The 11,696-nt window shown below is 71.3% G+C and carries 12 protein-coding genes; 7 read left to right on the top strand and 5 right to left on the bottom strand.

From position 1 onward, the window contains the following. Positions 1 to 21: 21 nt before the first annotated feature. Together ACFYXF_RS44655 and ACFYXF_RS44650 are read right to left on the bottom strand one after the other, a co-directional pair. Complete coding sequence (locus ACFYXF_RS44655) at positions 22 to 1,182, bottom strand: diguanylate cyclase domain-containing protein (RefSeq protein ID WP_389358753.1); 1,161 nt, start codon at positions 1,180 to 1,182, stop codon at positions 22 to 24. 115 nt (positions 1,183 to 1,297) lie between these two features. Further along, positions 1,298 to 2,092, bottom strand: coding sequence for an enoyl-CoA hydratase/isomerase family protein (locus tag ACFYXF_RS44650; RefSeq protein WP_389358751.1), 795 nt, complete (start codon positions 2,090 to 2,092; stop codon positions 1,298 to 1,300). 207 nt (positions 2,093 to 2,299) lie between these two features. Here ACFYXF_RS44650 and ACFYXF_RS44645 point away from each other — a divergent pair, with 207 nt between their 5' ends. Beyond that, entirely contained in the window at positions 2,300 to 3,061 is a 762-nt protein-coding gene (locus ACFYXF_RS44645) for a hypothetical protein (protein ID WP_389358749.1), read from the top strand. Positions 3,062 to 3,089: 28 nt separating this feature from the next. Here ACFYXF_RS44645 and ACFYXF_RS44640 read toward each other — a convergent pair whose 3' ends face one another. Both ACFYXF_RS44640 and ACFYXF_RS44635 read right to left on the bottom strand, forming a co-directional pair. After that, a complete protein-coding gene (locus ACFYXF_RS44640) occupies positions 3,090 to 4,214 on the bottom strand; it encodes an adenylate/guanylate cyclase domain-containing protein (RefSeq protein WP_389358747.1) in 1,125 nt (374 codons plus the stop codon). 308 nt (positions 4,215 to 4,522) lie between these two features. Continuing rightward, positions 4,523 to 5,386: a biotin--[acetyl-CoA-carboxylase] ligase gene (locus ACFYXF_RS44635; RefSeq protein WP_389358745.1), complete on the bottom strand. Its 864-nt coding sequence runs from the start codon at positions 5,384 to 5,386 to the stop codon at positions 4,523 to 4,525. Positions 5,387 to 5,506: 120 nt separating this feature from the next. Between ACFYXF_RS44635 and ACFYXF_RS44630 the strand changes: the two genes are divergently transcribed. The 4 genes from ACFYXF_RS44630 (at position 5,507) to ACFYXF_RS44615 (ending at position 8,255) form a co-directional block, all read left to right on the top strand. Then, entirely contained in the window at positions 5,507 to 7,111 is a 1,605-nt protein-coding gene (locus tag ACFYXF_RS44630) for an acyl-CoA carboxylase subunit beta (protein WP_389358743.1), read from the top strand. A 17-nt stretch (positions 7,112 to 7,128) separates the two neighbouring features. Then, positions 7,129 to 7,338: an acyl-CoA carboxylase epsilon subunit gene (locus ACFYXF_RS44625; protein ID WP_389358740.1), complete on the top strand. Its 210-nt coding sequence runs from the start codon at positions 7,129 to 7,131 to the stop codon at positions 7,336 to 7,338. A 140-nt stretch (positions 7,339 to 7,478) separates the two neighbouring features. Next, complete coding sequence (gene mmpB / locus ACFYXF_RS44620) at positions 7,479 to 7,607, top strand: morphogenic membrane protein MmpB (RefSeq protein ID WP_268828153.1); 129 nt, start codon at positions 7,479 to 7,481, stop codon at positions 7,605 to 7,607. Between the two features lie 27 nt (positions 7,608 to 7,634). Further along, the gene (locus ACFYXF_RS44615) at positions 7,635 to 8,255 is read left to right on the top strand and encodes a Maf family protein (protein ID WP_389358738.1); all 621 of its coding nucleotides are present in this window, start codon (positions 7,635 to 7,637) and stop codon (positions 8,253 to 8,255) included. A 3-nt stretch (positions 8,256 to 8,258) separates the two neighbouring features. Here the strand turns inward: ACFYXF_RS44615 and ACFYXF_RS44610 are convergent, their stop codons facing one another. Beyond that, positions 8,259 to 8,774: a hypothetical protein gene (locus ACFYXF_RS44610; RefSeq protein WP_389358736.1), complete on the bottom strand. Its 516-nt coding sequence runs from the start codon at positions 8,772 to 8,774 to the stop codon at positions 8,259 to 8,261. Positions 8,775 to 9,165: 391 nt separating this feature from the next. Here ACFYXF_RS44610 and ACFYXF_RS44605 point away from each other — a divergent pair, with 391 nt between their 5' ends. Next, positions 9,166 to 10,938, top strand: a complete 1,773-nt coding sequence (locus ACFYXF_RS44605) for an acetyl/propionyl/methylcrotonyl-CoA carboxylase subunit alpha (RefSeq protein ID WP_389358734.1) — start codon at positions 9,166 to 9,168, stop codon at positions 10,936 to 10,938. Positions 10,939 to 11,129: 191 nt separating this feature from the next. Next, entirely contained in the window at positions 11,130 to 11,696 is a 567-nt protein-coding gene (locus ACFYXF_RS44600; protein ID WP_389358732.1) for a TetR/AcrR family transcriptional regulator, read from the top strand.

Here is an 11,696-nt window from a genome sequence, read left to right as displayed (position 1 = left end):
GGCGAAAACAAATGCCCCGCCTCACGGCCTGCGCCCGCGGAACCTTCGCCGCTCAACAGCCCCCTCCCGGGACGGCCTCGCGTCGGCGAGGCGTACCACCGGATCGTCGGGACCCTCGCGCCCCGCGACCACCGGCCGATCCGCATGCACCGCCTTCGCCCGATACTGCGCCGCATCCGCCAGCCGGAACAACCGCCGAGCCGTCCGCACCACCCCGATCGGATCGGCCGTCGAGGCCACCCCACAGGCAACCCCCTCCCCCAACTCCAACCCGGCCGCACGACGGCAGAGTTCGTCCGCCGCCCGGACCACGTCATCGGCCGGCGCACCGACCACCAACAGGCAGAACTCGTCACCCCCCAGCCGCCCGGCCAACGCCCCCGGCAACATCGCCCCGCACAGCGACAGCACAGACCCGAACCGCTCGAGAAACCGGTCACCGACGGCATGCCCCAGGGTGTCGTTGACCCGCTTGAGCCCGTTCAGATCGCAGACGACGAGACTGACCACCGCCCCGTCCCGCCGATGCCGCTCGATCGCCTCGTCGAGATGCGCGTCCACCGCACGCCGATTCGCAAGCCCGGTGAGCGCATCGGTGAAGGCGAGCCGCCGGGCCTCCTCCAGCCGCTCGGTCTGGGCGATCCCGGCGGCGACGACGGACGCCAGGACGGTGGCGAAGTCGGCGTCGGCACGGTCGAAGACGGGCGCACCGACCGGGCGGGCGACGTACAGCTCGCCCCAGGCCCGTCCGTGCAGCACGACGGGGGCGACGACACAGCAGCCGCGCCCCCGGCGCCGTAGCGCGGCGACACGCTGATGGCAGTACCCGGCGCGCCCCTCGAAGGCCCCGTCGGCGGGCCCCTCGGCGGTCTCGACCCAGGCGTTGGGCTCACCACCGCCCGCCCACCGCTCGTGCAGGAACTCGGTGATCTCCGGGAACTGGTGCACGGGGTACGCCTCCCCCTCCGGGAACTCCTCCTCGTCGACGGCCAGCTCCCCCACGTTCGCGAGGACCCGCAACCGCCCCAGCTCCCGCTCCCAGACCGACAGCGCGGCGAAGTTCCCGGTCAGGGCATGACAGGCACCGAGCGCGGCGGCACGCCAGGAGTCGCGGGGGCTGTGCGCGGCGGCCATGCCCTGCGCGAGCGTCACGACGGCGCTGAGCCGGCTTTCCTCACCCATTGATCCAGGTTAGGAAGGTTTGTAGTGAATTGAGACATTGGGAGGGCGAACAGGGGAGGCCGGAGGGGAGGCGGCGCGGAGCGCCGTACGACCCGGCCCGCCAGAGGCGTGACGGTTACTCCCCCGGCCAGGCAGGCGTCCGCTTCTCCGCGAACGCCGCCACCCCCTCCGCCCGATCGCCCGAGAAGGCAACGGCACGCCATGCGGCGTCCTCCACCTCAAGCCCGGCCCGCAGGTCCAGCCCGAACCCCACCCGCAAGGCCCGCTTGGCCGCCCGTACCCCCACAGGGGAGTTCGCCGCGATCCGGGACGCCAGCGCCAGCGCCTCCTCACGGTCCCGCCCCTCCTCCACCAGTACGTCCACCAGGCCCAGCTCCCGCGCCTCGGCCGCCTCCACCCGCCGCGCCGTGAAGATCAGCTCGGCGGCCCGGGCGGCGCCCACCCGCCGGGGCAGCAACTGCGTACCACCGCCCCCGGGAATCACGCCCACGGACACCTCGGGCAGCCCCACCACCGCCGTACCGTCCGCCACGATCAGATCGCAGGACAGCGCCAGCTCGAACCCGCCCCCCAGCGCGAACCCGTGCACCGCCGCGACCGTGGGCATCGGCAGATCCAGTACGCCGGTGTACGCCCCCCGCGCCACCGGCCGCTGCCGAACGAGCTCGGCGTCGGTCATCGAGTTCCGCTCCTTGAGGTCGGCCCCGACGCAGAACGCCCGCTCATGGGTGGAGGTCAGCACCACCGCGCGTACGTCACGGTCGGCGGCCAGCGCGGCACACGCGCCCGCGATGGACCGGGCCATGGCCGAGGAGACCGCGTTCATGGCCTTCGGCCGGTCGAGGACCAGCTCGGCGACGTACTCGTGCCGCCGCACCACGACGAACTCCCCGAACCGCTCCTCACCCATGACACCCTCCCGGTTAACGTGGGTTAACTACGACCACCCCGATCATCGCAGCCCACGTACACGCAAGGGAAGAACGGCCGCAGAAGGGATCCCTCTCCCCGTTCGGGTGACACGGCAGCGATCTCCCGAAATCCCGCCCCGGGGAGCGCATAACGTGCGCACCGCCTCGGCGCATCGGGGGCACGAGCGCAACGGGGAGGGATCGCGATGACGGACACGACGACCAGGCCGGTCGAGACAGGCACACCGAGGCATGCCCAGGTCCCGCGCCAGTTCACGGGCCCCGCCCGAACCTGGACGCCTCCCCCGCCGCCCGCCCCCGAGCCGCCCGTCACCCGCCCCAGGGGCCGGCACCGCAAACCCCGCCCCCGCAAGGTCCTGCTCGCGGCGGGCGGTTTCGCGCTGGCCGCCGGCGTCCTGAGCCTCGTACGGCTGGCGCCCGACGGCGGAGTGGGCGGCGTCGGCAACACCCAGGCCCAGTCCGACCTGGACACGGACACAGGCACGGACGCGGGCACGGACACGGGCGGCGACACGTACGGGGACACCGACCGCACCGACAACACGGCCGCCACCGTCGGGACGACCCCCACGGCAACCCCGTCGGCGAGCGCCCCGATGGGCGGCGCGACCCCCGCCCCGGCCCCGACGACAGCACTGCCGACGACTCTCCCGAGCGCGACCGGCCCCCTGCGCCCTCAGCCCCTGGGCCCGTACCCCACAACCCCCGGAACCGCCCCCGACGCCACCACGATCCCGCAGCGGCCCGACACACCGGCGCCGGTCGCCACCCCTGAACAGCCGCCGGCTACGACACCGGCCCCAGCACCCCTCGCGCCCGAACCCCCACAGCAGGTGGCCCCGGCGCCGCCCCAGGCCCCCGCACCGGCCCCGCAGCCCTCCGCGCCCGGCGGAGTCTGCGTACCGCTGATCGGTCTGTGCGTGGACGCGCTGAACCACCGCCACTGAGCGGAGGGAGATGGACGAACGGGCGGTCCTACGCCACAGGCCCGGCCCGCCGGGTCAGCAGCCAGGGCTCCACCACGCCGAGGCCGCGCACCGGCCGCTGCCACATCGGCTGGAGCGCGAAGCGGTACACCGGCGGCTCCTCGCCCTCCTTCTCCGCGGCGGCAGCGGCCTCGGCCGCCTCCGCCTCGGAGGCGGGCGCGTCCCCGGTCCGGATCAGCTCCTGAGCGAAGGCCCCGTCGACGAGCACGGCGTCCCGTGGCGCTATCGACGTCAACCGGGAGGCCAGGTTCACCGTCGACCCGAACACATCACCCATACGGGTGGTCACCGTGCCGAAGGCCATCCCGACGCGCAGCTCGGGCATCGTCTCGTCGTGCGCCATCGTCTCGATCAGCCGCAGCGCGATCTCGGCGGCGACACCGGCGTCGTCCGCCGCGTACAGCACCTCGTCGCCGAGCGTCTTGACGAGCCGCCCGCCGTTCGCGGCGACCAGGTCGGCGGCCGTGGTCTCGAAGGCCTCGACGAGTTCGCCGAGTTCCTCCTCCTCCATACGACGGGTAAGCCGCGTAAAGCCGACAAGGTCGGCGAAGCAGACAGCAAGCCGCCGGTCGACCATCTCCTCGTCGTCGGCGGCCTGGACGACCCGTCCGGTCGCGGCGGCGAGCTGGCGCCGCCAGACGTACACGATGAACTCCTCCAGCTCGGGCAGGAGCAGTTCGATCAGCGGATACGTGACTTCTGTGCGGGTCATTCCGGGCTCGGGCGGCTCGGTCAGCCCCTCCAGGAAGGAGTCGATCTGCCATTCCGCCAGCCGGGCGGTGGTCTGCCCCGTGGAACGCGCCACCTGCACGGCCATCGCCTCGCTCAGCAGCCCCGCCTCGACGAGACCGGCGAGCCGGCGCAGCGCGAGGACGTCCGCCTCGGTCAGCGCCTTGGCCTGCCCGATGTCGGCGAAGCCCATGGCCCGCCAGAAACGGGAGGCCAGCTCCATGGAGACGCCTGCGCTGCGGGCGGCCTGAAAGGGGGTGTAGCGCCGCTCGGCCCCGAGGATGAGCTGTTCGAGACGCAGGGCGAGCGGGTCCTCACCGGGGTCGGCGTCCTGCCCGTCCACCCGGCTGCCCGCCGCGTCGGAGCCCGTGTCGTCGACGGTCACGCCTGCTGCCCTTCCGATCTGTCACGGTCAGATATCGACCGCCCTCCACGATACGGCCTCGCTCCGCTAGGTCCAGCAGTGACAACGCACCCGGTGTTGGTGTGACCCCCTGGGGGCTGCCGCCCCCAGACCCCCGCTGTCGGCCTGGACGGCCTCGTCCTCAAACGCCGGACGGGCTAAGAAATCAACCCCGGCCGCCACCCTCCAGCCCGTCCGGCGTTTGAGGACGAGCGCGTTCAGCGCGATAGGGGGGTCTGGGGGCGCAGCCCCCAGGGATGGGACGGGTAAGGGCGGCGGGGGCGAAAAACTCACGCAGGCCGCAGATGCACCACATCCCCCGCCCCCACCGGCTCCTGCACCCCCTCCCCCGTGGCAAGCACCAACCGCCCGTCCCCGTCCACGGCAACCGCCTCCCCCACCACAGACCTCTCCCCCGGCAACTCCGCCCGCACAGTCCGCCCCAACGTCGCGCACCCCGCCGCATACGTCTCCTGCAACCCGGACAACACCGGATCCCCCTCCACCGTCCGCCACCGCACATACCACTGCTCCAACGACCGCAGCACCGCCCGCAGCAACGGATCCCGGTCCGTCCCCACCGCCCCCGCCAACGCCAACGACCCCGCCGTCGGCACCGGCAGCTCGTCCTCGCGCAGGGTGACGTTGATGCCGATGCCGATCACCACCGCGTCCGTACCGGCCCGCTCCGCGAGGATCCCGCCCGCCTTGCGCTCCGCGCCCCCCACGCTCACCAGCAGGTCGTTGGGCCATTTGAGTGACGTATCGACGCCCGCGGCCCGCGACAGCCCCGTCGCCACCGCGACCCCGGTGAGCAGCGGCAGCCAGCCCCAGCGGGCCACAGGCACCTCCGTCGGCTTCAGCAGGACGGAGAAGAACAGCCCGGAGCGGGCGGGCGCCGTCCACTGCCGGTCGAGCCGCCCGCGCCCGGCGGTCTGCTCCTCGGCGACCAGGACGAGCCCCTCCTCCGCCTTGCCCGCAGTCGCGAGGGCGACGAGATCGGCGTTCGTGGACCCCGTACTCCGGACAACCTCCACCCCGGACCAGAGCCCGTCCCCTTCCCGGACCAGGGCCCGGCGCAGGGCACCGGCGTTGAGGGGCGGGCGGTCCAGGTCGGACCAGCGGCCGTCGGCTGAGTCATCTCGCGGCGTCATGCAAGCCACACTAGATGTGGTAAACGCCGCACTGCCGATGGGTAGGCACCCCACTACGCTACGGATGAGTAGCCAATCCCCCTTCTGAGCACGTCACTCTTTGCAGGGAGCCGCATCCCGATGGCCGAGCCGGTAAAGCCGCAGCAGATCGACATCCACACCACCGCTGGCAAGCTCGCGGACCTGCAGCGCCGCGTCGACGCGGCGACGCACGCCGGATCGGCACGGGCGGTCGAGAAGCAGCACGCCAAGGGCAAACTGACGGCCCGTGAGCGGATCGAACTGCTCCTCGACGACGACTCGTTCGTCGAGCTCGACGAGTTCGCCACCCACCGCTCGACCAACTTCGGCCTGGAGAACAACCGCCCCTACGGCGACGGTGTCGTCACCGGCTACGGGACCGTCGACGGGCGTCCGATCGCCGTGTTCTCCCAGGACTTCACCGTCTTCGGCGGCGCACTCGGCGAGGTGTACGGCCAGAAGATCGTCAAGGTCATGGACTTCGCGCTGAAGACCGGCTGTCCGGTGATCGGCATCAACGACTCGGGCGGCGCCCGTATCCAGGAGGGTGTCGCCTCGCTGGGCGCGTACGGCGAGATCTTCCGCCGCAACACCCACGCGTCCGGCGTCATCCCGCAGATCTCACTCGTCGTCGGGCCGTGCGCGGGCGGGGCCGTCTACTCCCCGGCCATCACCGACTTCACGGTCATGGTCGACCAGACCTCGCACATGTTCATCACCGGCCCGGACGTCATCAAGACGGTCACCGGCGAGGACGTCGGCATGGAGGAGCTGGGCGGCGCGCGCACCCACAACTCCGCCTCGGGCGTGGCCCATCACATGGCCGGCGACGAGAAGGACGCCATCGAGTACGTCAAGCAGCTGCTGTCGTACCTGCCGTCCAACAACCTCTCCGAGCCCCCGCTCTTCCCCGAGGAGGCGGACCTCGCCGTCACGGACGAGGACCGCGAGCTGGACGTCCTGATCCCGGACAGCGCGAACCAGCCGTACGACATGCACACGGTGATCGAACACGTCCTGGACGACGCCGAGTTCTTCGAGACGCAGTCCCTGTTCGCGCCCAACATCCTCACCGGCTTCGGCCGGGTGGAGGGCCGTCCGGTCGGCGTGGTCGCCAACCAGCCGATGCAGTTCGCGGGCTGCCTCGACATCGCCGCGAGCGAGAAGGCCGCCCGCTTCGTCCGCACCTGCGACGCCTTCAACGTCCCGGTCCTCACCTTCGTGGACGTCCCCGGCTTCCTCCCGGGCGTCGACCAGGAGCACGACGGCATCATCCGGCGCGGCGCCAAGCTGATCTACGCCTACGCCGAGGCCACCGTCCCCCTCATCACGGTCATCACCCGCAAGGCCTTCGGCGGCGCCTACGACGTCATGGGCTCCAAGCACCTGGGTGCCGACCTCAACCTGGCCTGGCCGACCGCCCAGATCGCCGTCATGGGCGCCCAGGGCGCGGTCAACATCCTGCACCGCCGCACGATCGCCGAGGCGGAGGCGAACGGGGAGGACCTGGACGTGGTCCGCGCCCGCCTGATCCAGGAGTACGAGGACACCCTCCTCAACCCCTACATCGCGGCCGAACGCGGCTACGTCGACGCGGTGATCCTCCCGTCCGACACCCGCCGCCAGGTCGTACGGGGCCTGCGCCAGCTCCGCACCAAGCGCGAGTCCCTGCCCCCGAAGAAGCACGGCAACATCCCCCTCTAGACCGTTCAGGAGCCGTTGTGAACATCAAGGTCGTACGGGGCAACCCGACCCCCGAGGAGCTGGCCGCCGCCCTGGCAGTGGTCCGCGCCCGAGCCGTGGCAGCGTCCTCCACGGCACCCGGCGCACCAGGCACCAAGGACGCCTGGGCGGACCCGGCAGGAATCGCCGCCCAGCGCCTGCCCCACCCGGGCCCATCGTCCTGGACCCGCACCTACTGGCCGAGCTGAGCAGCCGCGCCCCGAAAGGGGCGCGGGGAACTGCGCGACCAGCCCCCACCGGGCCCGCAGCAAGCGAACTGCACATCGCAGCCGCAAGTTAAGTACGCGTACTCAGGCGCCCCAACCCGCAGAGCGTCACGCTGGATGGCATGTTGTGGTCCGACCCAGAGAACGAGCCGCCGAAGGAACTGCGCGAAGCGCAGCAGATGCTTCGGCGGCTCGGGTTTCTCATGGCACTGGCCATGCTCCTCGCGATGATCGTCCTCGGCGTGTTGTAGGCCAACCCCCGCCGATACCCTGACCACATGACCGATCAGCCACGCCGCCGCCTCGTACTCGCCTCCCAGTCACCCGCCCGGCTCAACCTCCTCAGGCAGGCCGGACTCGACCCCGAGGTGATCGTCAGCGGCTTCGACGAGGACGCCGTGACGGCGCCGACCCCCGCCGACCTGGCCCTCGCCCTCGCCGAGGCCAAGGCCTCCGTGGTGGCCGCGAAGCCCGAGGTGCGGGGCGCGCTGGTGATCGGCTGCGACAGCGTCCTCGACCTGGACGGCGAGGCGTACGGCAAGCCCGCAGACGCCGAGGAGGCCACCGCCCGCTGGAAGGCGATGCGCGGCCGGGCGGGCACGCTCCAGACGGGCCACTGCGTCTGGGACACGGCGAACAACCGCCATGTGTCGGCCACCGCGTCCACGGTCGTGCGGTTCGGCGAGCCGACCGACGACGAGATCGCCGCGTACGTCGCCTCCGGCGAGCCCCTCCATGTCGCCGGGGCGTTCACGCTCGACGGCCGCTCGGCACCGTTCATCGACGGCATCGACGGCGGCCACGGCAACGTCATCGGCATCAGCCTTCCCCTCGTACGCAGGCTGCTCGCCGAACTGGGCGTCGGGATCACGGAGTTGTGGACGCCCGGGGAGAAGTAGCGGTCAGGGGGTGCTGGGCGTCGGCGGAGGGGTGAGCGGCGAGCCGCCGCCGTTCCCCTTGGCCGGCGAGCCGCTCTCGCCCGTACCGCCCGTACCGTCCTCAGGGCTCTGAGAGGCCGCCGTGCCGTTCTGCCGGTCATACGTCATCAGCAGGAGCACCACCAGCGCCATCACCACGACCATGGTCAGGAACGCCGTCCAGCCCACCAGGCCCCAGGCGAACGCCCCCAGCAGCGCGTGCACCACGGCCACGCTGATCAGCAGGATGCGGCCGAGGCCGGCCGGGGAGCGGTCGCGGAGGGCGACGAGCAGGGCCACCACCCCGCAGAGCGCGAAGTAGGCGCCGAAGACCAGGCCGCCGATCTTCGAGGACACGGACATCATGTCCGGGTCGAGACCGGCGAGGGACATCTGCTGGTTGTCGACGACGGTCCCCAGGAGCCAGTTCAGCGCGGCGACGCCGAACGCCTCCACGAACAAGATGACCGCGACGATCCAAGCCACCGGTCTGCGGACCACTGGCCCCCACCCACTTTCGACTGCCGCTCATGCGGCCAGTACTACGTTCGGTTGGCACTACGTTCGGTACAACGTGAACGCTACTAACGGGTAAACGCGCGGACAAGGGTTCGTCCGAGGTTGCTCGACGGGCAAAGAATCATTGGGCCGTTCGTAGGGACTCCACAAAGAAACGGAGTGGGCCGCAGCACGCTCTCACAGAGACCTTGACCACATGAGGGGGCTAGGGTTTCCCGCAGGAGTCCTGCATAAGTAGGTGCGACAAGGGATTTCGCGGGTCGAGCGAGCCTCGTATCACGCTCCGTGTGGGCAAGCTCACCAGTGGGGACGGGTCGATGCGCCGTGTCGGCAGTCCCTAAACTCGGCTTGTTTCAAGGAGGGAGCCTCAATCGTGCGCAAGGTGCTCATCGCCAACCGTGGCGAAATCGCTGTCCGCGTTGCCCGGGCCTGCCGGGATGCCGGAATCGCGAGCGTGGCCGTGTACGCCGACCCGGACCGGGACGCTCTGCATGTCCGCGCCGCGGATGAGGCGTTCGCCCTGGGCGGTGACACCCCGGCGACCAGTTATCTCGACATCGCCAAGGTGCTCCAGGCCGCCAAGGACTCCGGGGCGGACGCGATCCATCCCGGATACGGCTTCCTCTCGGAGAACGCCGACTTCGCCCAGGCCGTCCTCGACGCGGGTCTGACCTGGATCGGCCCGCCGCCGCAGGCCATCCGTGACCTCGGTGACAAGGTCGCCGCCCGTCATATCGCCCAGCGCGCCGGTGCCCCACTGGTCGCCGGCACGCCCGACCCGGTCTCCGGCGCGGACGAGGTCGTCGCCTTCGCCCAGGAGCACGGCCTGCCCATCGCCATCAAGGCCGCCTTCGGCGGCGGCGGACGCGGCCTGAAAGTCGCCCGCACCCTCGAAGAGGTCCCGGAGCTGTACGACTCCGCGGTCCGTGAGGCGGTGGCCGCGTTCGGGCGCGGGGAGTGCTTCGTCGAGCGCTACCTCGACAAACCGCGGCATGTGGAGACCCAGTGCCTGGCCGACTCCCACGGCAACGTGGTCGTCGTCTCCACCCGTGACTGCTCGCTGCAGCGCCGCCACCAGAAGCTGGTGGAGGAGGCCCCGGCGCCCTTCCTGTCCGAGGCACAGACCGCCGAGCTGTACGCCTCCTCGAAGGCGATCCTGAAGGAGGCCGGCTACGTCGGCGCCGGCACGGTGGAGTTCCTGGTCGGCATGGACGGCACGATCTCCTTCCTGGAGGTCAACACCCGCCTCCAGGTCGAGCACCCGGTCACCGAGGAGGTCGCCGGCATCGACCTGGTGCGCGAGATGTTCCGTATCGCCGACGGCGAGGAACTCGGGTACGGCGACCCGGAGCTGCGCGGTCATTCCTTCGAGTTCCGGATCAACGGCGAGGACCCGGGCCGCGGCTTCCTGCCCGCCCCCGGCACCGTCACCACCTTCGCCCCGCCGTCGGGCCCCGGGGTGCGCCTGGACGCGGGCGTCGAGTCCGGCAGCGTCATCGGCCCCGCCTGGGACTCCCTGCTCGCCAAGCTGATCGTCACCGGCGCCACCCGCGAGCAGGCCCTCCAGCGCGCGGCCCGTGCGCTGGCCGAGTTCCAGGTCGAGGGCATGGCCACCGCCATCCCGTTCCACCGCGCGGTCGTCACCGACCCGGCTTTCGCCCCCGAACTCACGGGCAGTCAGGACCCGTTCACGGTCCACACCCGGTGGATCGAGACCGAGTTCGTCAACGAGATCAAGCCCTTCGCCGCTCCGACGGATGCCGAGGCGGAGGACGAGAGCGACCGGGAGACGATCGTCGTCGAGGTCGGCGGCAAGCGCCTGGAGGTCTCCCTCCCGTCCTCGCTGGGCATGTCCCTGGCCCGCACCGGCCTGGCGGCGGGCGCCAAGCCCAAGCGCCGCGCGGCCAAGAAGTCGGGCCCGGTGGCCTCCGGCGACACCCTCGCCTCCCCGATGCAGGGCACCATCGTCAAGGTGGCCGTGGAGGAGGGCCAGGAGGTCAAGGAAGGCGACCTGGTCGTCGTCCTGGAGGCCATGAAGATGGAACAGCCCCTCAACGCCCACAAGGCCGGCACCATCAAGGGCCTCGCGGCAGAGGTCGGCGCCTCCCTCACCTCCGGCGCCCCCATCTGCGAAATCAAGGACTGACAGCACGAAATTACGAGGCGCCCGGCAGGCTGAGCGATCAGCCACCGGGCGCTTCACTTTCTGACAAACGGTGCGGGCAGCTCTTTTAGGGGCGCGGGGAACTGCGCGACAAGCCCCCACCGGCCCGCAGCCAAAAGACAACCGATGGCATGCTGACCCCACAGACCAAGCAAACGAAGGGCAGGTGAACCATGGCCCACCCGCCGGCAGGCCTCCGCGCGGACGCCCGCCGCAACTACGAGCGCCTGCTCACAGAAGCCCGCTCCGCCTTCGCAGAGCACGGCACAGACACCTCCCTCGAAGACGTCGCCCGCCGCGCAGGCGTAGGCATCGGCACCCTCTACCGCCACTTCCCCAACCGCCACGCCCTGATGAGCGCGGTCTTCGAGGACGCGGTGAACGACCTGCTCGCCCGCTCCCGCGAGCTGCTCACCGCCCCGGACCCGTGCACCGCCCTGGTCACCTGGCTGCGCGAGATCGTCACGCACGCCGGCGAGTACCGCGGCCTGGCACGGGCGCTCATGTCGGTGTCGTACGACGCCGACTCGGCGCTGGCCAGGTGCAGCAACCCGATGCGGGAGGCGGGCGCGGCCCTGCTCACCCGCGCCCAGCAGGCCGGCACCCTGCGCACCGACGTCTCCATCGGCGACCTGCTCCAGCTCACCAACGCCATCGCGCTGGCAGCCGAGGAGACCCCGGACGACCCGGGCCTGGCCGACCGCCTCCTGACCCTGACACTGCGGGGCGTGAAGGCCTGA

The sequence above is a fragment of the Streptomyces sp. NPDC002680 genome, assembly GCF_042889145.1.
Taxonomy (GTDB): Bacteria; Actinomycetota; Actinomycetes; order Streptomycetales; family Streptomycetaceae; genus Streptomyces; species Streptomyces adonidis.
Note: the sequence above shows the minus strand (reverse complement) of the source record. Positions and strands in the feature narration are given on the sequence as shown.

Bases quoted from the DNA above. Each gene is read 5' to 3' on its own strand.
- ACFYXF_RS44655 (WP_389358753.1), bottom strand. From the start codon at position 1,182: ATGGGTGAGGAAAGCCGGCTCAGCGCCGTCGTGACGCTCGCGCAGGGC.
- ACFYXF_RS44650 (WP_389358751.1), bottom strand. From the start codon at position 2,092: ATGGGTGAGGAGCGGTTCGGGGAGTTCGTCGTGGTGCGGCGGCACGAG.
- ACFYXF_RS44645 (WP_389358749.1), top strand. From the start codon at position 2,300: ATGACGGACACGACGACCAGGCCGGTCGAGACAGGCACACCGAGGCAT.
- ACFYXF_RS44635 (WP_389358745.1), bottom strand. From the start codon at position 5,386: ATGACGCCGCGAGATGACTCAGCCGACGGCCGCTGGTCCGACCTGGAC.
- ACFYXF_RS44630 (WP_389358743.1), top strand. From the start codon at position 5,507: ATGGCCGAGCCGGTAAAGCCGCAGCAGATCGACATCCACACCACCGCT.
- mmpB (WP_268828153.1), top strand. From the start codon at position 7,479: ATGTTGTGGTCCGACCCAGAGAACGAGCCGCCGAAGGAACTGCGCGAA.
- ACFYXF_RS44615 (WP_389358738.1), top strand. From the start codon at position 7,635: ATGACCGATCAGCCACGCCGCCGCCTCGTACTCGCCTCCCAGTCACCC.
- ACFYXF_RS44600 (WP_389358732.1), top strand. From the start codon at position 11,130: ATGGCCCACCCGCCGGCAGGCCTCCGCGCGGACGCCCGCCGCAACTAC.